Here is a 23,105-nt window from a genome sequence, read left to right as displayed (position 1 = left end):
CCTCCCGGGATCATTCATTGATAAAATAAACCTTGTCAATTTTGCCTTCGAGCATGATTTCTTCCGGCAAAATCGTCTTTATGACAAAGGCGTTTCCCTTTATCAGCAACTGCCCACTTTTCAGCATCAATCGCACTTCGCTGTCTGTAAAAGCCAATAAGCCACGATGGTTTTCAATATAAATATGTAATTGTCCGATCATTGTAATTCGCGGCAGGTCCATCATGACATCTTGCGGAAGGTCCATTGTTTTGGTCATAAGCTGTTTCACTTTTTTTCCCCAATTGCGTGCCATAAAAAAGAACCCCCTTTCATCTCAATGTATGAAATGAAAGAGGGTTCTAGCACAAAATTATAAGGGAATGAAAGCCTATTTTTTCGTGCTCAAAGACGTAACTGAAAAAAGCCCTGTGTTCCGGATTGCCTTCTGTTACCTTCTGGACCTCTGAAGACTTCGCTTTGCCCTTGGCGGTCCCAGCACTTCTGACATGATGATGCCATCAATCAGCTGCTTTTTGCCAAAAGACGGTCCTTTGCGATAAACCGGACTGCTGTTATCAGATATTGCTGATGTAATTTGATCTGCCTTCGCTTTTTGATATAAACGCTCTTGATCGTACTTCTGCTGAAGCCGTCTAAGCTCAGCAATCCTATTGTTCGCTTCATTCTTCGTCTCATCGATTACTTCAACAGCCTGCGTTGCCTGCTGTTCGACTTTCCTTACAGGAGCAGGGGCAGGCCTTTGCTGCTGATCCCCTTGCGACATTTCACCTTGAAGCTCCCGCATGACCTCCTGCCAGTTCTTTTTCGGAGGCCTGTTTGGATCATCATTTTGCTGAGGCTGCTTTTTCTTTCCTAGCATGGACGTTAAAATACCGATCAAGACAATGATAAGGAATGGGTTCTTGAGAAAGAAATCAATAAAATCTCCCATTTAAAGACCTCCCTTCCCTGATCTAATTATTGTTATTGTTGTTATCTTTTGGATTGTCGGATATTTTACTGATGGAATCACGCATATCCGTATCAGCCGTGATATTTTGGATATTCATATAATCCATCACTCCAAGGTTTCCACTTTTCAGTGCATCTGCCATTGCCAACGGAACTTCCGCTTCAGATTGGACAACCTTCGCTCGCATTTCTTGAACGCGGGCAACCATTTCCTGTTCAAGTGCAACAGCCATGGCACGGCGTTCTTCTGCTTTTGCCTGGGCAATTTTCTTATCCGCTTCGGCTTGGTCAGTTTGCAAGATAGCCCCGATGTTTTTCCCGATATCCACTTCAGCGATATCAATGGAGAGAATTTCAAATGCTGTTCCTGAATCCAACCCTTTTGATAATACTGTTCTTGAAATCAAATCAGGATTTTCCAGTACATCCGTGTGCATTTCCGAAGCACCAATTGTTGATACGATACCTTCCCCTACACGGGCAATGATCGTCTCTTCACCGGCACCACCGACTAGACGTTCAATATTGGCACGAACTGTAATTCTTGCCTTTGCTTTTACTTCAATACCATTCATCGCTACACCAGAGATGAACGGAGTTTCGATTACTTTCGGATTAACGCTCATTTGAACGGCTTGCAGTACATCACGACCAGCAAGATCAATAGCCGCACCTCTTTCAAAAGGTAAAACGATATTCGCACGTTCTGCAGCAATTAATGCATTCACGACGCGATCGACATTACCTCCTGCAAGGTAATGGCTTTCCAATTGATTCGTTGAAACATTAATTCCAGCCTTATGGGCTTTGATAAGAGGATTGACAACTCTGCTAGGTATAACCCTACGAAGCCTCATACCCACTAATGTAAATATACTGATTTTAACTCCTGCCGCTAAAGCGGAAATCCATAACATTACTGGTACGAATGTGAAAAATACTGCCAATACGATGATAGCAGCAATCACTGCCAGTACAATAAATATCGTTCCTGAAGTTATCACTTAATTATTCATCCTTCCTGTATCTATAATTTTTTAATTTGAATCCGGAATTTCCCGGACAACCACCCTAGATCCTTCAACTTTAACGATCATGATTGACGAACCTTTGGAAATAAAGCTTCCTTCAGTCACGACATCCACTCTTTCATCTTTGATTAAAGCTGTTCCTGAAGGCCTCAAATCTGTAAGGGCCTTCCCTTCCACACCTAATAAATCCACTCGATTCGGATTGCTGACATATCCTTGTTCCGTTTTTGTTGCATCGGTTAATATCATTTTCCTGAAAAATTTCATTTGTTTTCCAAACACCTTTACAAGTAGGATGAATACCAAAATGGATACGGTGATCGCAATTAGCAAGGATATCGTCATATGAACTGGATCACCTGATGCGAGGAATAAACTCCCCACGATCGCCGTAAATCCAAGCAGCCCGATAATCCCCCCTGGGATAAAAAACTCAACTAGTACGAGAATGACCCCAATAATGAACATTGCTAACGATTCGTACCCGGTGATACCAGCGACAAGATGACCATAGAAGAATAAGACAAGACTGGAGATCCCAATTACCCCCGGAATTCCAAAACCAGGTGAAAACAATTCAATCACAATCCCGATTCCCGCTATCGTCAATAAAATGGGGACAACGATCGGATTGGTCAAAAAGCGGGCAAGTTTCTCAGGAAAGCTTTCTTCGATTGACCGAATATCGGCATCCTCAACCCCTAGTATACTATACAACTCCGCTTTCCCAGAGACGGTACCTTCACTATAACCAGCCTTTTTTGCCTGTTCAGCTGTAAATGTCAGCAACTTTCCTCTTTCCGCCCCATATTCGGGAAGGTCGATGTCATCATCCGCCATCGCCTGGGCGAATATGGGATCGCGTCCATTTTGTTCTGCAGCAGTCTTCATGGCAGCCAGCCAATAAGATTGTGCTTTCTTACCTGCAGCGTTCCCCGTTGAATCAATCACTGCCGCTGATCCCATAGTGGCACTTGGAACCATATAGATCTCATCTGCACTTAGGGAAATATATGCACCTGCAGATAAAGCCCTGTTATTCACGTAGGCAACTGTCTTAATTGGTGAATCGGACAGTAACTTCGCAATTTCCCCTGCTGCATCCACAGCGCCTCCAGGGGTATTCACCTCGAATACGACAAGATCTGCATCAGCAGCTTCAGCAGTGGTCAGCGCACGCTCCAAAAAGGCCGAGAGTCCCTTTTCCACCGTTTCTTCAATTGGAACATGGTAAACGATTTTCTCTTTTGCAGAAACCGCCGATCCCCCAAATGAAGAAATCGTGAACAGCAATCCAAATAAGAGTACAGATAAATAACGCCAAATTTTCAACGGAACGCCCCCTTTCCCGTATTAAACGCTGTAAGTGCCTCCAATTTTCAGGAAGATACTTACCAGTAAAATTCAGCCCGCAACTAAAATTCGAATAAGGAGCAAATGAAGCAACCCTATACTCTGTTCTTTAGTTATTACGTATGTATATGAAAAAGGTTTCAAAAAAAGCAAATAAAATTGAAAGTGGCCATAATATCTTCGGCTTCATTTCAATAATATACGCATAAAACCGGGAAATACACAAAAACCACAGGCAATTTGCCTGCGGTTAGGTTTCGAGTTTTAAGTTTCGAGTTTAAGATAGATGTTGTTGTACTAATTTGTTTACTAGAGAACCATCCGCTTTACCTTTAACTTTAGGCATTAAAGCTCCCATAACTCTCCCCATATCTGCTTTGGATGTTGCATTGACTTCTTCAATCGTTTGTTTAACAATTTTAGAAATCTCTTCTTCTGAAAGTTGCTCAGGCATATATGCCTCTACGTATACTAGTTCGGTGCGGACTTTATCCACGAGATCGGAACGACCTGCGTTTTCAAACTCCTGGAGGGAGTCTTTGCGTTGTTTTAATTCGCGAGAGAGCACTGTCAATTCTTCATCATCTGTTAAATCTTGTCTCTGCTTCAGTGCTTCGTTTTGAATAGAAGCTTTCAGCATCCGAATAACAGATAGTTTGTCCTTTTCCTTGTTCTTCATCGCTTGTTTCATATCATTATTTAAACGCTCGAGAAGACTCATCTTTCCACCCTCTCTTAGAATTTACGTTTTCTTGCAGCTTCAGACTTTTTCTTACGTTTTACGCTTGGTTTTTCATAAAATTCACGCTTCCTAGCTTCCTGAAGCGATCCTGCTTTAGATACAGTACGTTTGAAACGACGAAGAGCATCTTCAAGCGATTCGTTTTTACGAACGACGGTTTTAGACATCTCTTTCCCTCCCTCCGAAAACAACACACTAACTCAAGTTGTCAACATGTTATACATGTACTAAACAATTATAATATATCATCTTTAGCAGGTCAACTAATAAAATCAAACTTATTTTGAATATTATCATGTTATTATCATAATTTTTCTCTAAACCATCATTCAACGGCATGGAAATCCAATTTATAGCATGTCTCCCCTTAATGGACCATAAGCTTATTAAAGGGGTGACAGTCATGTATGAACTATTTTTATTCCTGCTATTCATTGCGATATTTTTGGCTGGTATGTCAGTTTTACGAATCGGATTGTTCAATATGTCCGGTGCAGCATTAAAAACATTTCTCTCAAAAGTAACAGATAAACCATGGAAAGGCTTCATGGCCGGAACCATCTTTACGGGGGTCCTGCAGAGCAGCTCGGCGGTCATGGTCATGACCGTCGGCCTCGTTTCTGCAGGAAGCTTAACGTTCCCGCAAACAATCGGGATAATTCTTGGAACGAATATCGGATCCACCTTTACGGCAGAGTTCATGACCTTTTCTTTGGATCGTTGGATCATCCCAGGTGTCATCAGCGGCGCTTTCCTTTGCTTCATGCCAAAAGTATTACCGCGAAGCTTAGGGATGACACTGATCGGAATCTCAGCGATCTTCGCCGCTATGAGCGGTTTTAAAACGCTTTCGACACCAATTGCAGCCTATCCATCCATACAAACGCTCATCAATTACATAGAGGGCCATATGAGTTATGCCCTATTAGCCGGGATATTATTAACGGCACTCATTCACTCTAGTTCGGCAACCATCGGGATAGCCATGAGCTTTTTGATGAATGGGGAGTTATCCGTCGCTTCCGCAATCATCATCATGTTTGGATCCAATATAGGCACTTGCATCACCGGATACATGGCCAGCATCGGGTCTGGTAGACAAGCTGCCTTCACAGCTTATGCACATATTTGGCTAAACGTCATCGGGGTTGCCGCATTCCTGCCTTTTGTGGACATCCTGGAACGAGCGGCAGCCTTTTTCAGCGAAAATGAGGGGAAACAACTAGCCCATGCTAGTGTCATTTTCAATATCTTGACTTCTTTGGCTGTCTTGCCTTTCGCACGGCAATTCTCCAGCTTCATTCTTTTGGTGCACCGTCCCCCTATAAAAAAATAAAGGCCTGTCCTAAAAGTCAATGGATTTGGGGACAATTTCGGCGGTTTGCTCGTGAGTTTCGGTGCTTTACTCGTGAGTTTTGCACTTTTACTCGTGAATTTCAATTTCCTCCTCAAAATTACTTGCTTTGGCGTAATTTTGGGGCGTTTTCTTTTGCATTTTTATGACATTCACTCTATTTCGGTGCTTTACTCGTGAATTTTACGCTTTTACTCGTGAATTTTGCACTTTTACTCGTGAATTTCGGTGCTTTACTCGTGAATTTTGCGCTTTTACTCGTGAGTTTTGCACTTTTACTCGTAAGTTTCAATTTCCTCCTCAAAAATTACATACTTTGGCGTAATTTTGGAGCGTTTTCTTTTGCATTTTCATGACATTCACTCTATTTTGATACTTTACTCATGAATTTCGCCGCTCTAACTCGTGAAACTCGCTGCTTGTGCGGATTTCTTTCAAAAATAACTAGTGAGAATTCAAAATCGATGCATCTTTCATTCTTTTGCCGTGGAGAGCTTTTTCTTGGACAGGAATGAAGCAAACGCGATCAGACGTGGTGGGAAAAAGAGGAATAAAAAAAAGGCAGAGAAAAATTATTCTCCGCCTTTGAAAAAATTAATAATCGGATTCAGCTGTTAAGCCCTTTACGATGGAGACACCTGCACTTGCACCAATTCTAGTTGCACCAGCTTCAATTACTTTCTGGGCATCATTTGTGTTACGGACACCACCTGAAGCTTTGACACCGATATCGGGACCGACCGTTTTTCTCATGAGCGTGATATCTTCAACAGTCGCACCGCCGGTCGAAAAACCAGTTGATGTTTTAACATAATCCGTTCCCGCTTTTACTGCCAGTTCACAAGCACGGACTTTTTCTTCCTCAGTCAATAGAGCGGTTTCAATGATTACTTTCGATAGAGCCTTACCGGTGGATGCAGCTATCACAGCACGGATATCCCGCTCTACCAACTCATCATCCTTGTCCTTCAATGCGCCGATATTGATCACCATATCGACTTCGTGAGCGCCATTGCTGATGGCATCTTTCGTTTCAAAAGCTTTAGTTTCCGGTGTGGTTGCACCTAGAGGGAACCCGATAACCGTACAAACTTTCACTTCTGAACCTTCCAAAAGTTCGCTTGCATACTTAACCCAAGTCGGGTTTACGCATACGGAAGCAAAGTTATACTCTCTTGCTTCTTCGCATAATACCTTAATTTGCTCTTTGGTTGCATCTGCTTTTAATAACGTGTGGTCAATTAAACCTGCTACATTTTGTGACATTAATAATCCTCCTCAAAACTATCTATAACTAGTTGTACGTACCTCTAATCATACCATAATTTATCCACTTTGACGATATATATAGTCTTTACCCGAACGTTCCAAGAAAACACATCAAATAGAGAATAAAAAAAAGACAGCGTAAAATCGCCGTCTTAAATATTTGATGCTTGTTGCAATGGAAAATCCTTTATGACCGTCACGAACTGTCCTTCACTAAATGGATAGCCAGACTTTGTAATTTTCACTTTTACGATTTCACCGACCATTTCTTCCGAAGCCGGGAAGACGATTTTCATGTAATTATCGGAGTAGCCTTCATAAAGGCCATTTTCCAACTTCGTTTCAGGAATGACTTCAAGAACTTCCCCCTCAAAACGGGAGGCATACTCTTTTGCCAGCTGATCCGACAAAGCGATAAGCCTGTGGACGCGTTCATTTTTGACATCTTCATCCACTTGATCTTCCATACGTGCAGCCGGAGTCCCTGTCCGTTTTGAATAAGGAAAGACATGAAGTTCGGAGAATTTATATTTTTCTATAAAGTTATATGTCTCCATGAATTCTTCTTCGGTTTCACCCGGAAAACCTACAATGACATCGGAGGTAACGGCAAGACCCGGGAGTGCAATTTTCAATTTTTCGATCCGATCACCGAAGAAATCCATTGTATATTTACGTCTCATCCGTTTTAGAACCGTATCGGATCCCGATTGGATTGGAATATGCAAATGACGTACGACTTTTTTCGAATTCGTCAGCACTTCAATGATCTCATCTGTAATTTGGCTGGCTTCAATTGAAGAAATACGGATACGTTTCAACCCATCGACTTTTTCCAAATCCCGCAGCAACATCGCCAAATTATAGTCCTTCAAATCGTCTCCGTAGCCACCAGTATGAATTCCGGTCAGGACTAGCTCCTTATATCCTGCCTCGACAAGCTGCTCAGCTTGGTGAACGACTTCCTTTGGATCGCGGGAACGCATCAAGCCACGAGCCCAAGGGATGATGCAGAATGTGCAGAAATTATTGCAACCTTCCTGAATCTTTAGCGAAGCGCGTGTACGGTCTGTAAAAGCAGGTACATCCAACTCTTCATAGACACGGTTTTTCATAATATTTCCTACAGCATTGATTGGTTCACGTTCCACCTTGAATTGCTCGATGTAATCAAGAAGTTTAACCCTATCCTGTGTTCCTACAACAATATCCACACCTGGTATGGCCATGATTTCTGCTGGCGATGTCTGAGCGTAACATCCCGTTACAGCTATGACGGCATTCGGATTTTTACGAATGGCACGACGGATGACCTGACGGCTTTTCTTATCGCCAGTGTTTGTCACCGTGCATGTGTTGATGACATATACATCTGATGTATTTTCAAACTCAACACGATCATATCCCCCAGTTTTGAATAATTGCCAAATAGCCTCTGTTTCATAATGATTCACTTTACAGCCTAATGTATGGAAAGCGACCGTTGCCATTTTTCATCACCTCAAAAGTTCTACATGATAAGAAACAGCAGAAAGTGCATATAAAGGTGCTGTTTCAGTTCTTAATATTCTTGGTCCAAGACCGCAAGCTACAAACCCGGCATCAGACAGTTTTTCAATTTCCTTATCTGCTAAACCACCTTCAGGACCAAAGACGAATAAAATCGATTGCCCTCCGGTGATATCCTTCAAGACAGAAGCGAGTACAGAAGTTTCCCCCCGCTTTGCCTCTTCTTCAAAAGCGATTAATTTATGATCGAAACCGGAAGCATACCCAGCTAGCTGATCTGCCGTCATCGGTTCCTTGATGGCAGGGATAACCGTGCGGTGAGATTGCTCAGCCGCCTCTTTTGAAATCTTCTGGAGCCTCTCCAATTTCTTACCTACCTTTTTGTGGTCCCATTTTACCACCGAACGAGCAGCAATAAAAGGGATAAATTCAACCGCACCCAGTTCCGTACCCTTTTGTACGATATATTCCAATTTATCCCCTTTAGGCAGACCGCTCGCTATCACAACCCTCACAGGAAGTTCCTTTTCTTCATTCTTCCATTCGATAACAGTCCCTATAACAACATCATCAGTTATTTCGGAAATTTCCGTGACAGCAGTCATACCATTAGCTTTCACCGTGATTATCTGCTCTCCCGGTCCCATCCTCATCACCCTGGAGATATGGTGAAAATCATCACCCGATATCGTCACCGTGTTTCCATTGATGTCTTCTTCGTTAAGAAAATACCGTTGCACACTGCCACCTACTTCGTCTAGTCTAACACACTTACAAGGGCTATCAGTCAGCTTTCTCGAATGCAAGGATTCAAGCTAAAAAAAGGTACTCTGACTATCAAAATACCCGATAATCAGAGTAACTTTTTCAATTAATCATTTCTTTTCGCGATTATGGCTACCCAATCTTCCATCAAGATCGTTTCCTCAATGGTGAATCCAGATCCTATAATCGCATCCTTCACATCTTGTTTCTTTGGTTGAATGATCCCAGAAGCTATAAAATATCCGCCAGGTTTTACCACTTTCGCTACATCATCCGTAAATCGCATGATCACTTCGGCAAGAATATTAGCCACGACGACATCCGCTTGTTCATTCACGCCATCCAGCAAGTTGCCTTGTGAAACGGACACTTTATCCTGCACGTTATTAAGTTCCACATTTTGCATAGCTGACTGTACAGCCACTTCATCCAAATCAAGGGACTGGATTCGTTTTGCATCCAATAATGCAGCAGCAATGCTTAGAACCCCAGAACCCGTTCCTACATCAACAACTAAATCCCCTGGCCGAACTGTACGTTCCAGTGCTTGTATGCACATGACCGTTGTCGGATGTGTCCCCGTTCCGAAGGCCATGCCTGGATCAAGTTCAATGATCAATTCGTCACTGCTTACAGGAGTGTAATCTTCCCATGTCGGCACGATGGTAAAACGTTCGGAAATCTTGACGGGATTATAATATTTTTTCCAAGCCGTCGCCCACTCTTCTTCATTCACTTCACTAATTGAAACAACATTTTTCCCAAGGTCTATATCAAAATGAAGGAGATTATTAATTGATTCCTTTATAGCATCAACAGTTTCACCAAGGAAGCTGTTAACTGGCAAATAGGCCTTAATCAATACACCTTCATCCGGATAATCATCTGGGTTTAAATGGTAGATTTCGCCAAAAACATTTTCGCGTTCCTTGACTAGTTCTAGAGGATCCTCAATGACAACACCACTCGCACCTGCCTCATGAAGAATATTCGAAACAGGTTCAACCGCTTCATTCGTTGTTTGGATTGCAAATTCAGACCACTTCATAATCTACCAACTCCCAATTTGTTCTTTTACTTTTATTCACCTATCTTTAAAAGCACGCTTTACTTTTGAGAAAAAGCCATCATCTTGTTCATCTACACCTTGTCCGCTGATATCACTGAACTCACGAAGCAGGTCTTTTTGTTTTTCCGTTAATTTCTTAGGTGTGACCACTAATACGACCACATGCTGATCTCCTTGGCCATATCCTCTGACATTAGGAACACCTTTGCCTTTTAAACGGAAGCGCGTGCTCGTTTGTGTACCGGCAGGGATCTTCAGCTTCACTTTTCCATGAAGGGTCGGAACTTCTATTTCATCCCCTAGTGCGGCTTGAGCAAAAGTAACAGGCATTTCACAATAGATATCATCGCCATCCCGCTCAAAGAATTCGTGGCTGCGCACATGGAAGACTACATACAGATCTCCGGCTGGTCCGCCATTGATCCCTGGCTCGCCCTGTCCGGTTACACGTAATTGCTGGCCATCATCAATTCCTGCTGGCACCTTAACTTGGATCTTTTTACGTTTTTGGACTTTTCCGTCCCCGCCGCATGTTGAACATTTATTAGGAATGATTTTTCCTGTTCCTTGACAATGATGACATGCTCTCCGGTTAACAATCCTTCCGAACGCTGTGTTTTGTTCAACATTCAATTGACCGGTTCCATGACAATGTGAACAGTTTTCCACTTTTGTACCTGGTTTTGCACCGGATCCTTTGCATGTATCACAATTCTCTTCACGCGGAATTTCGATTTCAGTATCTTTTCCAAATGCAGCCTCTTCAAAAGAAAGCGTCATCGTATACTGTAAATCCGCCCCTTGACGCGGTGCATTCGGATCTCTCCTGCGTCCGCCGCCACCAAAGAAACTGCTGAAAATATCTTCAAAACCGCCAAAACCACCAAAGTCCTGACCGCCAAAGCCCTGATTTGGATCTGTATGTCCGAATTGGTCATAATGGGCCTTTTTCTGTTCGTCGCTCAATACTTCGTAAGCTTCCTTGATTTCCTTGAATTTATCCGCAGCATCGTCCGCTTTATTAATATCAGGGTGATATTGTTTGGAGAGCTTACGATACGCTTTTTTGATTTCATCCTTCGAAGCACTTTTCGAAAGGCCTAACACCTCATAATAATCGCGTTTACTCATATATAAAATCCACTCCCGATTCGATTCACATAAAGGTAATATTATCACTGAACGAAGATAATAATCAACTAGAAAAGTACAAACGGCTTTAACACTTTTTTGTAAATGGTCATGCCAACCCCAATTTGCACACATTTTTCTCTAAATTCCCATGATTCCCCACCAGCGATTGTAAGAATAAAAGAAAATCAGATGCCAACACTTCCTGGCAATGATTCCATCCACTGTAAAAAAAGCCAAAGTCAAGATAACCTGACTTTGACTTTTCTACAATGGCAGGCAGAAATTAACTGCCCAATATATATCAGTTTCCCGATTGGGTCACTTTTTTATTTTTTCTCTTCTTCGTTAACTTCTGTATATTCTGCATCAACTACATTTTCGTCTTGAGCACCAGCTTCGCCAGCACCCTCTTGGGCAGCTTGCTGAGCTTTTGCAGCTTCTTCATAAAGCTTCATTGTCAAAGCTTGAACGATTTCGTTAAGTGCATCTTTTTTCACGCGGATTTCTTCAAGCTCATTTTTCTCGATTGCTGCTTTAAGTTCATCCTTCGCTTCGTTTGCTTTTGTTACTTCCGCTTCGTCTACTTTACCTTCTAGATCTTTAAGCGTTTTTTCCGTTTGGAAGACTAGTTGATCTGCTTCGTTACGAAGTTCAACTTCTTCTTTACGTTGTTTATCACTATCAGCATTTTCTTCTGCTTCACGTACCATGCGGTCGATTTCTTCATCAGAAAGTCCTGAAGATGATTTGATTGTGATCGCTTGTTCTTTGTTTGTGCCAAGGTCTTTCGCACGAACGTTTACAATACCATTTTTATCAATGTCGAAAGTTACTTCGACTTGTGGAATTCCGCGTGGAGCCGGTGGAATGTCACTCAATTGGAAACGACCAAGCGTTTTGTTGTCTGCTGACATCGGACGTTCACCTTGAAGAACATGGATATCTACAGCTGTTTGATTATCAGCCGCTGTTGAGAATACTTGTGATTTACTTGTTGGAATCGTTGTATTACGGTCGATTAATTTCGTGAATACTCCGCCCATTGTTTCAATTCCAAGTGAAAGTGGAGTTACGTCTAAAAGAACAACGTCTTTAACATCTCCAGTTAATACTCCACCTTGAATCGCAGCACCCATGGCCACTACTTCATCAGGGTTTACACCTTTGCTTGGTTCTTGACCGATTTCCTTTTTGATCGCTTCAACAACCGCAGGAATACGTGTAGATCCACCAACAAGGATTACTTTGTCGATTTCAGATGCTGAAAGTCCAGCATCTTTCAATGCTTGACGAGTTGGTCCCATAGTACGTTCCACAAGACCTGAAGAAAGCTCATCGAATTTAGCTCTAGTCATCGTTACGTCCAAGTGAAGCGGGCCAGCATCTCCAGCTGTGATGAATGGTAAAGAAATTTGAGTTGAAGTTACGCCAGAAAGATCTTTTTTCGCTTTTTCAGCTGCATCTTTCAAACGTTGAACCGCCATTTTGTCTTTTGAAAGGTCGATTCCATTTTCTTTCTTGAATGCTTCGACTAGGTAATCGATGATGACTTGGTCGAAGTCATCTCCACCTAGACGGTTGTCACCGGCTGTTGACTTAACTTCGAAAACGCCATCTCCAAGTTCCATGATCGATACGTCAAATGTACCGCCGCCAAGGTCGAATACAAGGATCGTTTGATCTTCTTCCGTTTTATCCAATCCGTATGCAAGTGCTGCAGCTGTCGGTTCGTTGATGATACGTTCCACTTCAAGACCGGCAATTTGACCAGCATCCTTAGTTGCTTGACGTTCTGCATCATTGAAGTAAGCAGGTACAGTGATAACCGCTTTTGTAACTTTTTCGCCAAGATACTCTTCAGCATATGATTTTAAGTATTGAAGGATGATTGCAGATACTTCCTGAGGTGAGTATTCTTTTCCTTCAATTACTTCTTTATGGTTAGTACCCATATGGCGTTTAATGGAAATGATCGTGTTAGGGTTAGTAATCGCTTGGCGTTTTGCCACTTCCCCCACTTGTCTTTCTCCATTTTTGAATGCCACTACGGATGGTGATGTTCGGTTTCCTTCTGGATTCGGGATTACTTTTGGTTCCCCGCCTTCAAGTACAGATACACAAGAGTTTGTTGTGCCTAAGTCAATACCAATAATCTTGCTCATAGTTTCACTACCTCCCAATTATTATATGTAAAAATCTTATTCGTTCACTTTAACCATTGCAGGTCGAATAACACGGTCTTTAAGAAGGTATCCTTTTTGGAATTCCTCGACGACGATGTTAGAACCGAAGTTTTCATCTTGAACTTGCATGACCGCTTGATGCAAACGCGGATCGAACTCTTCACCAACCGAACTGATCGGTTCGATACCTTCTTTAGTTAATGCATCAGTAATCGCTTTGTAGACCATTTCCATGCCAGATAGCAGGGATTTCGTCTGTTCATTTTCCGCTTCGATTTTTGTAGCTCTTTCAAAATTATCAAGAGCCTCCACTAAATCAATGGCAATGCTTTGAACTCTATATTTTTGAGCCGCCTCCATATCAAGCTTGGCACGGCGTCTTGAATTATCAAAATCGGCCTGCAGACGAAGATAACGGTTATCCATTTCTTCGATTTTTGCCTGAAGCTCAGCAATCTTTTCATGAGCCAATTGAAGTTCATCTTTTTCAACTGGAGTTTCCTCCTGTTTTTGTTCAGCTGGAATTTCATCTTCAGCGAAAACTGCATCTGCAGTGCTTTCCTCGATTGTTTCATTTTCCAATGTTTGTTCTTCGTTTTTATTTTTTGTCACAATCTCACCTCCCTAAAAGGGTTATACAATTTATGCTAAAGTAATATGTCAGGCTGCGGAATATGACCTCCGCCACCTTAACAATATTACCTTTGCTCCTATTTTTGATACAGTTTTGTCATCAAGGCCGTTAAATCTTTCGAGAAAAACGAAAGCAAACTGATCACTCTCGAATATTCCATTCTCGTTGGGCCCAATATGGCTAATGTGCCCACTTGCTCCTGCCCGATTGAGTATGTTGCTGTAATCAAACTGCAGTCATCGAGCACTGTGTTTTGATTTTCACGACCAATCTTGACGTGGATGCCCGATGGATTTTGGGTAATGAGTTCATAAAACCCCTGTTCCTGCTCAATCATTGATAAAAGCGTGCTTACTTTAGCAATATCATGGAACTCCGGCTGCCTCAGCATATTCGTTTTCCCGCCGAAAAATATCTTTTCGGGTTTTGTGTCCGTCAGGGTATCCGCCAGGACCGAGACCATCGATCCATAGTTATGGATGTGGCGGCTCAAAAGTACAGCCACTTCTTTATAAATCTTATCCTTTAGATCAACCAGCGGAACATCGACCAAACGGGAATTTAATATGTTCACCATCTTTTCAATTTCGTTTATATCAAAAGAAGGCGGTAAGGAAATCATTCGATTTTCCACATGACCTGTATCAGTGATAATGATGGCTATTGCTGTTTCAGGGCTAAGAGGAATGATCTGGATTTTCTTCAGCTTATGCTCATTCACCTTTGGCCCCAGTACAATCGCCGTATAATTCGTCAGTTCCGAAAGTATTTTCGCTGACTTTTGAACGATCTTTTCCAATTCATAAATTCGTTCTACAAAAACGGATTTTAATATCTTCATTTCATTCTTTTTAGGAGCTTGAGGAGAAAGTAAATGATCCACATAATATCTATACCCTTTTTCAGAAGGAATCCTACCGGAAGAAGTATGGGTTTTTTCTATAAATCCCATTTCTTCAAGGTCGGACATTTCGTTTCGAATTGTGGCAGAGCTGAACGTAATTTCATCTTTCTTCGACAAGCTTCGTGACCCGACTGGCTGGGCAGAATGGATAAAATCCTCGATTATCACTTGTAGAATCAATAATTGACGATCAGTTAGCATGTATGATCACCTCTGTTAGCACTCTATCTCTCCGAGTGCTAATATACTAATAAATTATCAAATGAAGCTTATGATGTCAACAATGAAAACCCCTAATTCATCGTTAAAATAACATAGATTTACTTCACTCGGAATCAATAACGCCTAAAAATGATTGGAACACTTCATTTCCAAGCAATTTTCCCTGTTCGGTCAAGCGCACGAACCCGCCTTCTATCTTAAGCAGACCCTTTGCCGATTCTTCTTCGAGTGGTTTCCTGAAAATCTCCGTCATTTCAACAAAAAATTTATTCTTGAAGATTTCCAATGAAACTCCTTCCGTTTTTCGGAGACCCAAAAACATCTCCTCTTCCATCTGTTCATGAAGCGGTACTGGGTGTTCCTCCAAAACAGGCAGCTGGTTCGCCATCAATGGTGTAATATATTTCTTCACCGGACCATGATTGGCCACTCTTGTTCCTCCAGTATAGCCATGTGCACCGGCACCAATCCCATAATACTCCACATTATCCCAATATGTCAGATTGTGCCGGCTTTCAAACCCTTCACGGGCAAAATTACTGATTTCATATTGATGCAGACCATGCTTCTCCATCTCTTCCATCAGCCTCTCATACATCGAAGCCTCGAGCTCCTGCGGCGGCAGGTTTAACTTACCCCTTCGCATCTGATTATAAAAAACCGTCTTCGGTTCAACGATCAATGAGTAGCTCGAATAATGCGGCAATTGAAGGGCAATCGCTTTATCCAGCGTATCATTGAAATCTTCCATCGTTTGGCCCGGCAATCCATAAATCAGATCGATGCTGATATTCGTAAAGCCAACCTCTTGAGCCAGATGAATCGTTTCATATACTTCTAGAGCCCGGTGAGTCCGGCCTATTCGTTTTAATAATTCATCATTGAAGCTTTGCACGCCAAAGCTAAGTCTATTGACACCTGAATGATAAAGAATCTCGAGTTTTTCTCGCGAAAGATCCCCTGGATTGGCTTCGAATGTATATTCAGCCTTTTTGGGGTCAAATGGCAGGGTTTCATTGATTGCTTCACATAAGAATGCAAGCTGATTTTCATCTAGAGAGGTCGGTGTCCCTCCACCGACGAAAACAGTATCCAATCCTGCAGTCGGGTATTTAGAAAGCTGCAATACCATTTCCCTTTTCATCATCTGTAAATAATCGTCGACCGGCTGTCCCTGCAAAAACACTTTATTAAAATCACAATAGTGACAAATATGTTCACAAAATGGTATATGGAGGTAGGCGCTTTTAATCATTGTGTTCACAACCTTTTAATCGAATGAGTCGATAGAAAAAGAGGCTAGATCTCCTCTACCCTCTTTTCTATCTATCGTTTATTTTATTTATTTTTTTGGTGTCGTATCATCCATTTTCAAAACAGCCATGAAAGCTTCTTGCGGCACTTCAACGGAACCTACCTGTTTCATCCGCTTTTTACCTTCTTTCTGTTTTTCGAGCAACTTACGTTTACGGGAAATATCGCCGCCGTAACATTTAGCCAATACGTTTTTGCGCATTGCACTAATCGAAGAACGGGCCACGATTTTTTGCCCGATTGCCGCTTGGATCGGCACTTCGAATTGTTGTCTTGGAATCAATTTCTTCAATTTTTCAACAATGACTTTACCGCGTTCATAGGCAAAGTCCTTATGAACGATGAAACTTAAAGCATCGACAGTTTCAGAATTCAGTAAGATATCCATCTTCACAAGCTTGGACGGTTTGTAGCCGATCAACTCATAATCGAATGAAGCATAGCCTCTTGTATTGGATTTCAATTGATCGAAGAAATCATACACGATTTCCGATAAAGGTATTTCATAATGAATGCTCACACGGGTCTCATCGATATATTCCATATCAATGAAGTTGCCTCGTTTATTTTGACAGATTTCCATGATCGTTCCGACGAACTCCGTCGGTGCCATCATTGTCGCTTTGACATATGGCTCCTCGACCCGTTCAATCTTTTGAGCATCCGGCATATTAGACGGGTTATCTACTTTCAGGACCGTTCCGTCTGTCAGGATCACATCATAAATAACACTCGGCGCAGTTGTAATCAGATCAATTTTGAATTCACGTTCAATCCGTTCCTGGATAATTTCCATATGAAGGAGTCCAAGGAATCCGCAACGGAAACCGAAGCCCAATGCTTGCGATGATTCCGCTTCGAACTGTAGCGCTGAATCGTTCAATTCTAATTTCTCTAACGCATCCCGTAAATCATTGAATTTCGATGCGTCAATTGGGTATAGACCGCAATATACCATCGGATTCATCTTCCGGTAGCCCGGCAATGGTTCTGTCGCACTATTCACGGCACTGGTAATCGTATCACCAACAGTCGTATCACCAACGTTTTTAATGGCTGCCGTAAGGAAACCTACATCACCGACGTTCAGTTCATCCAACAGCTGGGTCTTTGGATTGAAGACACCCAATTCGGTTACATCAAATTCCTTGCCAGTGGACATCATTTTGATTTTGTCGCCCACTTTAATGGAACCTTCAACAACACGGATATAAGCAACCACACCGCGGTACGCATCAAACAGTGAATCGAAAATAAGCGCCTTGAACGGGGCATCGGGATCTCCCTGTGGAGCTGGCACCAATTCAACGACCTGCTCCAAAATCTCCTCGATTCCGATTCCCGCTTTAGCCGAAGCCAAAACTGCATCGGAAGCATCCAACCCGATTACTTCCTCGATTTCTCCACGTACCCGTTCCGGATCGGCACTCGGCAAATCAATTTTATTGATGACCGGAATGATTTCCAGATTGTTGTCCAAAGCTAAATACACGTTTGCAAGCGTTTGGGCCTCAATCCCCTGTGCCGCATCGACAACAAGGACAGCGCCTTCACAAGCTGCAAGGCTTCGTGACACTTCATACGTAAAATCGACATGTCCCGGTGTATCAATAAGATGGAAAATATATTCTTCGCCATCTTTCGCATTATATTTCAATTGAATCGCATTCAATTTAATCGTAATTCCACGCTCACGCTCTAAATCCATGGAATCCAACAACTGACTCTTCATTTCACGCTGAGTCATGGCGTTCGTTCTTTCAATGATACGATCCGCCAATGTAGATTTACCATGATCAATATGAGCGATGATGGAAAAGTTACGAATCTTTGATTGTCTTTTTAATTTTTCTTCTCTATTCATGACGTTCACTCCCACTAGTCGACACAATACACTATTTTTTATTATATCAATAGAAAATGCAAGATTCAACAGAATAGTTACAAAAGAAGCATCATTACAGGGCAAAGCATAAAAAAAGGCTGCATTCCGGATTCGGATGCAGCCCTTGGATAGGGCACACTCAGCTTATGCCACACCTAAATCATATCGATAAGTGCTTGGAAGGCCCCTGATATGGTATCTCCAAGCGCTTTGCCGATCGAAGAGAAAAAGTTGAATGCTTTCATTTCTTCAAGCTTTTCTTTTTTCGTCTCCAAATCATGACTTGTTACTTTTTGTCCAAGGATATCCGCTTCCATCTCCCCTTGGTCCGATTGGTTAATAATGAATGCACTATTCAAAGAGGGATCCTCATACCCCTTCATTTTTTTCATCCCATCGTTCGCTTGCTGCATCCCAATAAGGACACCTAAAAATAATACGAGCACAATCCCTGTACATTTCAACCAAAATCGAACCATGATAGAGAACTCCTTTCAAATTACTTCGCTTCCGATTCCCCAGTCGTTTTATCCACTGCTTTGGCATCCCAGTAAAATTCGCTGAAAACATCGCTAAAGGCATCAACGGTTAGGTACATTTCCTCGAAAGTATTATCAACACCGCCAACTTCAATTAGCATGGCATTGCCTGACAAATCCTGATTGTATACTCCATTCTGCCCCGCTCCGCCCTGTTTCATAACCCCGCGTGAAATCCCAGGGTATTTTTTCTCCAAAGCTTTATGAAGCTTATTGGCAAGCGCGGCATTTTTTTCGAAGTTCGGGTTATTGCCCCCAATCACGAAGGCAATCTTTGCATAATCTTTACCTTTAATGTTAATGGTCGTATGTTTTTTTCGTTTCGAATCACGATGGATATCAATCATATATTCCAAATCTTTGTTAGTGGACAATGCCGTCTGGACTGACCTTCGGGATTCTTGATAAGATTTGGTATAATTCAATCCTTTATTATTGAGATTTCCCATGATATCCGTTTTATCGAGCGAGGAACCAATCCCCTTATCAGCCAGATCTTCAACCATCCGTTCCCCGAGTTTCGTAATATTGATTTTAGAATGGTAGGCCATATCTGGATTGGTCACACCTTTTAAATAAGGAAGGTACGATTCCCGGTTATGGCTATGATAAATCTCGACCACTTTCCGGCCATTGGTCGTTTGATTCGGCTTATTGTCCACTCCTTTTTCCGTTTCTTCAATCTCATCCAGGTTTTGCAGGGATGCATCCCTTTCTTCATTTAGGACGTCTACTGGCGGTGAGGATTCATACGGCATATTCGTATAATTCGTCCCCTCCCCAGCCACGAGGATTTCATTATCAAAAATCGAGAAGCCAGGAAGTTCCCGTCCAAGTAAACTTCGCGGGTCCTCAAATGAAATGTTAGTCGAGGCTTTTATCAATTGACTCGTGATTACCGATTCCTGCTTACCTTCTGGCAGGGCATTAAAAAAATAATGGTTTTCATTGGCCAGCATCGAGAACAGCATTTTTCCTGAAAATTGGTTCGCAACGGTATGTACGGAATTCGAAGATATCCGATACTCCGGTCTTAGGGACGTCATGACCCCGCTGACGGAAAAAACAAAAAGAAGCAAGGCGAGAATACCTAGAAAAGTTTTTATTATTGTTGATCCGTGAATAGCTGTTATGATCCCTGGGGAATTTCTTCTTCTCATCCTTCCACCCTCTCTATAGCTTGTCTATTAATACCTATGACTTTGCTAGAAAGGGTAGAACACCATTTTTGGGCACTTAAAATGATTTAACGGGTGTAGTAACCGGTATTTTCTTGATTTATTGAATTATGTAAGGCTGCGTTTAACCCATTAGCTATCAAATTGGCCATATCCTCAATGAAAACATCCACTTCCTTCGGTGTAACCATTAAATTTTGGCCAAGTGGTGACAGCACCTCATAAATCAATTTCCGTTTCTCTTCATCAGGGAGGACACCTATCATCCCCAAGAAGGTTTGGCGTTCCTTTTCACCTGGCATATCCTCTTCGGTCAGCTTTGTACGTTTTCCAAAACTGAATCCAGCGGGTGCCAATGAACGTGATGGTCTGTCCCCTTCATTCAATTCCTTGCCAAAATGCTTCAATATATAATCAATCGTATCACTGGCAATTGATACGGCATCTACTACGGTTGGTATTCCAATTGCTATAACAGGAACTCCCAATGTATCCTGACTCAATTCTTTTCGCTTATTTCCCACACCAGAGCCTGGATGGATGCCTGTATCCGTAATTTGAATCGTTGAATTCACACGGTCGATTGAACGGGCAGCCAAGGCATCAACGACGATAAGGAAATCAGGGTTACTTTTTTCGATGACCCCTTTTATGATGTCACTCGTCTCGATTCCCGTAATCCCCATCACACCGGGGGAAATCGCACTGACCGGGCGATAGCCTTCCTTGACGGACTCTGGCTGCAATTCGAACAAATGCCTCGTGACTACAAGATTCTCAACGACAGCAGGCCCTAGAGCATCGGGAGTAACATTCCAATTACCAAGTCCGACAACTAAACAACTGCTATCTTTGGTGATTTTATTCCGTTGCAAGAAGTAAGCCAGTTCGTTGGCAAACACCTTTTCAACTCGCTGCTGGGTTTCCGTATCCTGCTGGCGGATCCCCTGGACTTCAATGGTCAAATAGCTGCCCTTTTTTTTACCGATTTCTTTTTCCCCCTCAGCCGTGACCTCGACTAAGGATACCTTCAGATCGTCCACTTCTTTTTCCTTAATAATGACCCCTTCGATACGGGATACATCCACTTCCTCAACAACACCTTTATGTTCAAGCGCAATTTCCTTTGCTTCAATCGCCAAATCTGTTCGAATTCCGTATTCACTAAGGTCCAAATTATTTTCCATAACGGCCTCCTGATGTTTGAATTGTATCTAATCTAGTAATTTTCATAGTCTCTCTTAAACATTCTGTCGTTTTTGCTTTTTTATTATTCATTTTTTTGGTACAATGAACCATGACGAGATGAATTTATTTCTGAAATTATAATTCCTTTTCGATTCTCAATCTGAAGTATTGCATATTTATGAGCAGTCTGATAGAATATCACTTGTGCTATTTGATATGGATTTGAAAAGTCGAGTTCATATAATCTCGATTTCTTTGTAGGAGGTGAACGGAATGCCAAACATTAAATCTGCTATTAAACGTGTAAAAATTAACGACAAAAAACGCGTTCATAACATTACTGTTAGATCAACTATGCGTACTACAGTGAAAAATGCTGAAGTTGCATTAGCTGGTGAAAACGTTGAAGCTGCTAAAGAAGCTCTATTAACAGCTGCTGTGAAATTAGACAAAGCTGCATCTAAAGGATTAATCCATAAAAATGCGGCAGCCCGTAAAAAATCTCGTTTAGCGAAAAGACTTAACGCTCTTAACGCATAATGAAAAATTAAACGATCCAATTGGATCGTTTTTTTTGTGCATGTTTTTTTGTTTAAAAAAGGTGACAGGGTTTCTGCCACCTTTTTTTATCATCTAATTTTTAAGAGCAGCAATTCAAGTGTTATCGCCTTATCTGCTTGTCCGGTCTTCATTTTATAATCCGCCTCTGCTAAGTCGTTCATGATGCTCAACAGCTCGCGTTCCTGGAATTTCCCCGTCTTTTCAAGTGCCAGCTTTACCCTGTAAGGGTGCACCTTCAGTTGTCCTGCAATTTTTTGCTGGCTATAGCCTTGACGTGAAAGCTCTTTCACCTGATACATTAGCCTGACCTGTCCCGCCATAACACTCAAGATCTTGATCGGCTCTTCATTTTGCCTGAGAAGATCGTGTAAGATCGTCATTGCACTCTCCATCTTCCGCTGCAAGACATGATCAACAAGCGTGAAGATATTCTGCTCAAGGGATTTAGCGACCAGCTTTTCCACTACCTCGACCGTAATGTGTTTATCAGCTTCTGCATAAAGCACCATTTTATCCAGTTCATTCGTTAGCATCATCAGATTCGTTCCTGCAAGTTCAAGTAAAAGCTCTGTAGCTTGTTCATCTATTTGGACGGAAGAGGCTGCGACCCGCTCCTTCACCCATCCCTTTAATTCATGATCACCAAGCTTCTTTGCCTCAACGAGAACCGCTTTACGCTTCAGTTCCTTGGTAATTTTTTTCCGTTCATCCAGTTTCTCATAAGGTGCGGTCAACACGACAATAGAATAGGGAACAGGATCAGCCAAATATGCTTCAAGCCTTTTCACATTATGTTCAACTCTTGACTTCGTTTTTTCAGCTGTCAAAAAAAATGGGTTTTGCATGAAAACAAGACGCCTTTCCCCGATAAACGGGAGGGTTTCAACATCTTCAAGCGCTGTTTCAACAGGCGTCTCTTCCAAATCAAATTGAGAAAAGTTAAAATCCATCTCATCGTCGTGAAGGACGTTCTCGATCAATAGCTGCTTCGTTTCATTAATTAGATAGGCCTCCGTTCCATATAACAAGTATACTGGCGCGAATTGCCCTTTTTTTATACTTTTCCATACGTCTAATACCAATAGAATCCGCCTCTTTTTTATGTATTCTTCTCTAATGGTATAGGTGGATGGACCATTTGACAAGCTATAAAGGGAACTAGCCCTCTAAAGGGCTAATTCCGGATCTATATGAACACTTTCAAGAAAGGCCCGGGTAATCTCCCTTGAAAGCGGGTAAAGTATTCATGTAGAACAAAAATCGAGCTTTTCTTTTTCGCTTGCTTTGTTTGTACTTTTATTTTGACCTCAAAATTCC

Annotated in this window: 22 protein-coding genes; 2 read left to right on the top strand and 20 right to left on the bottom strand. The window is 42.0% G+C overall.

Going from position 1 to position 23,105, the window contains the following annotated elements; genetic code table 11:
* Window positions 1–10: 10 nt before the first annotated feature.
* The 6 genes from yqfC to rpsU all read right to left on the bottom strand — a co-directional run bounded on the left by yqfC (window position 11) and on the right by rpsU (window position 4,247).
* Entirely contained in the window at window positions 11–295 is a 285-nt protein-coding gene (gene yqfC / locus ACQKKK_RS02420) for a sporulation protein YqfC (RefSeq protein WP_427613798.1), read from the bottom strand.
* A gap of 135 nt (window positions 296–430) precedes the next feature.
* On the bottom strand, window positions 431–934 hold the full coding sequence (locus tag ACQKKK_RS02415) for a hypothetical protein (protein ID WP_427613796.1): 504 nt from the start codon (window positions 932–934) through the stop codon (window positions 431–433).
* A 22-nt stretch (window positions 935–956) separates the two neighbouring features.
* A complete protein-coding gene (gene floA, locus ACQKKK_RS02410) occupies window positions 957–1,940 on the bottom strand; it encodes a flotillin-like protein FloA (protein WP_427614051.1) in 984 nt (327 codons plus the stop codon).
* 51 nt (window positions 1,941–1,991) lie between these two features.
* On the bottom strand, window positions 1,992–3,317 hold the full coding sequence (locus ACQKKK_RS02405; protein ID WP_427613795.1) for an NfeD family protein: 1,326 nt from the start codon (window positions 3,315–3,317) through the stop codon (window positions 1,992–1,994).
* 298 nt (window positions 3,318–3,615) lie between these two features.
* The gene (locus ACQKKK_RS02400) at window positions 3,616–4,059 is read right to left on the bottom strand and encodes a GatB/YqeY domain-containing protein (protein WP_089361544.1); all 444 of its coding nucleotides are present in this window, start codon (window positions 4,057–4,059) and stop codon (window positions 3,616–3,618) included.
* Window positions 4,060–4,073: 14 nt separating this feature from the next.
* Complete coding sequence (rpsU, locus tag ACQKKK_RS02395; protein WP_028391853.1) at window positions 4,074–4,247, bottom strand: 30S ribosomal protein S21; 174 nt, start codon at window positions 4,245–4,247, stop codon at window positions 4,074–4,076.
* 236 nt (window positions 4,248–4,483) lie between these two features.
* Between rpsU and ACQKKK_RS02390 the strand changes: the two genes are divergently transcribed.
* On the top strand, window positions 4,484–5,416 hold the full coding sequence (locus ACQKKK_RS02390; RefSeq protein WP_427613792.1) for a Na/Pi symporter: 933 nt from the start codon (window positions 4,484–4,486) through the stop codon (window positions 5,414–5,416).
* Window positions 5,417–6,028: 612 nt separating this feature from the next.
* On the opposite strand, the gene deoC is transcribed toward ACQKKK_RS02390, so the two are convergent.
* The 13 genes from deoC to gpr form a co-directional block, all read right to left on the bottom strand.
* Window positions 6,029–6,700, bottom strand: a complete 672-nt coding sequence (deoC, locus tag ACQKKK_RS02385; RefSeq protein WP_427613791.1) for a deoxyribose-phosphate aldolase — start codon at window positions 6,698–6,700, stop codon at window positions 6,029–6,031.
* A gap of 155 nt (window positions 6,701–6,855) precedes the next feature.
* Window positions 6,856–8,193: a tRNA (N(6)-L-threonylcarbamoyladenosine(37)-C(2))-methylthiotransferase MtaB gene (gene mtaB / locus ACQKKK_RS02380; protein ID WP_427613789.1), complete on the bottom strand. Its 1,338-nt coding sequence runs from the start codon at window positions 8,191–8,193 to the stop codon at window positions 6,856–6,858.
* A gap of 6 nt (window positions 8,194–8,199) precedes the next feature.
* Entirely contained in the window at window positions 8,200–8,952 is a 753-nt protein-coding gene (locus ACQKKK_RS02375) for a 16S rRNA (uracil(1498)-N(3))-methyltransferase (protein WP_427613787.1), read from the bottom strand.
* Window positions 8,953–9,083: 131 nt separating this feature from the next.
* Window positions 9,084–10,025, bottom strand: coding sequence for a 50S ribosomal protein L11 methyltransferase (gene prmA, locus ACQKKK_RS02370; RefSeq protein ID WP_427613785.1), 942 nt, complete (start codon window positions 10,023–10,025; stop codon window positions 9,084–9,086).
* Between the two features lie 36 nt (window positions 10,026–10,061).
* The gene (gene dnaJ / locus ACQKKK_RS02365) at window positions 10,062–11,177 is read right to left on the bottom strand and encodes a molecular chaperone DnaJ (RefSeq protein WP_076365210.1); all 1,116 of its coding nucleotides are present in this window, start codon (window positions 11,175–11,177) and stop codon (window positions 10,062–10,064) included.
* Between the two features lie 329 nt (window positions 11,178–11,506).
* On the bottom strand, window positions 11,507–13,342 hold the full coding sequence (gene dnaK / locus ACQKKK_RS02360; RefSeq protein WP_427613783.1) for a molecular chaperone DnaK: 1,836 nt from the start codon (window positions 13,340–13,342) through the stop codon (window positions 11,507–11,509).
* A 36-nt stretch (window positions 13,343–13,378) separates the two neighbouring features.
* A complete protein-coding gene (gene grpE / locus ACQKKK_RS02355; RefSeq protein WP_427613781.1) occupies window positions 13,379–13,975 on the bottom strand; it encodes a nucleotide exchange factor GrpE in 597 nt (198 codons plus the stop codon).
* Between the two features lie 98 nt (window positions 13,976–14,073).
* Window positions 14,074–15,102, bottom strand: a complete 1,029-nt coding sequence (gene hrcA, locus ACQKKK_RS02350) for a heat-inducible transcriptional repressor HrcA (RefSeq protein WP_427613779.1) — start codon at window positions 15,100–15,102, stop codon at window positions 14,074–14,076.
* Between the two features lie 124 nt (window positions 15,103–15,226).
* Complete coding sequence (hemW, locus tag ACQKKK_RS02345) at window positions 15,227–16,378, bottom strand: radical SAM family heme chaperone HemW (RefSeq protein WP_427613778.1); 1,152 nt, start codon at window positions 16,376–16,378, stop codon at window positions 15,227–15,229.
* Window positions 16,379–16,465: 87 nt separating this feature from the next.
* On the bottom strand, window positions 16,466–18,301 hold the full coding sequence (gene lepA, locus ACQKKK_RS02340; protein ID WP_427613776.1) for a translation elongation factor 4: 1,836 nt from the start codon (window positions 18,299–18,301) through the stop codon (window positions 16,466–16,468).
* A gap of 176 nt (window positions 18,302–18,477) precedes the next feature.
* Window positions 18,478–18,801, bottom strand: a complete 324-nt coding sequence (locus ACQKKK_RS02335; RefSeq protein WP_125160702.1) for a YqxA family protein — start codon at window positions 18,799–18,801, stop codon at window positions 18,478–18,480.
* A gap of 20 nt (window positions 18,802–18,821) precedes the next feature.
* A complete protein-coding gene (spoIIP, locus tag ACQKKK_RS02330; RefSeq protein ID WP_427613774.1) occupies window positions 18,822–20,021 on the bottom strand; it encodes a stage II sporulation protein P in 1,200 nt (399 codons plus the stop codon).
* 86 nt (window positions 20,022–20,107) lie between these two features.
* The gene (gene gpr / locus ACQKKK_RS02325; protein ID WP_427613772.1) at window positions 20,108–21,226 is read right to left on the bottom strand and encodes a GPR endopeptidase; all 1,119 of its coding nucleotides are present in this window, start codon (window positions 21,224–21,226) and stop codon (window positions 20,108–20,110) included.
* A 274-nt stretch (window positions 21,227–21,500) separates the two neighbouring features.
* Here gpr and rpsT point away from each other — a divergent pair, with 274 nt between their 5' ends.
* Complete coding sequence (gene rpsT / locus ACQKKK_RS02320; protein WP_034308554.1) at window positions 21,501–21,767, top strand: 30S ribosomal protein S20; 267 nt, start codon at window positions 21,501–21,503, stop codon at window positions 21,765–21,767.
* A gap of 89 nt (window positions 21,768–21,856) precedes the next feature.
* On the opposite strand, the gene holA is transcribed toward rpsT, so the two are convergent.
* Complete coding sequence (holA, locus tag ACQKKK_RS02315) at window positions 21,857–22,870, bottom strand: DNA polymerase III subunit delta (RefSeq protein ID WP_427613771.1); 1,014 nt, start codon at window positions 22,868–22,870, stop codon at window positions 21,857–21,859.
* Between the last annotated feature and the right edge of the window lie 235 nt (window positions 22,871–23,105).

This window comes from Peribacillus sp. NPDC006672, from assembly GCF_050274955.1.
Classification (GTDB): domain Bacteria; phylum Bacillota; class Bacilli; order Bacillales; family DSM-1321; genus Peribacillus.
The sequence above is the reverse complement of the archived record's forward strand: the minus strand, read 5'-3'. Positions and strand labels throughout refer to the sequence as shown.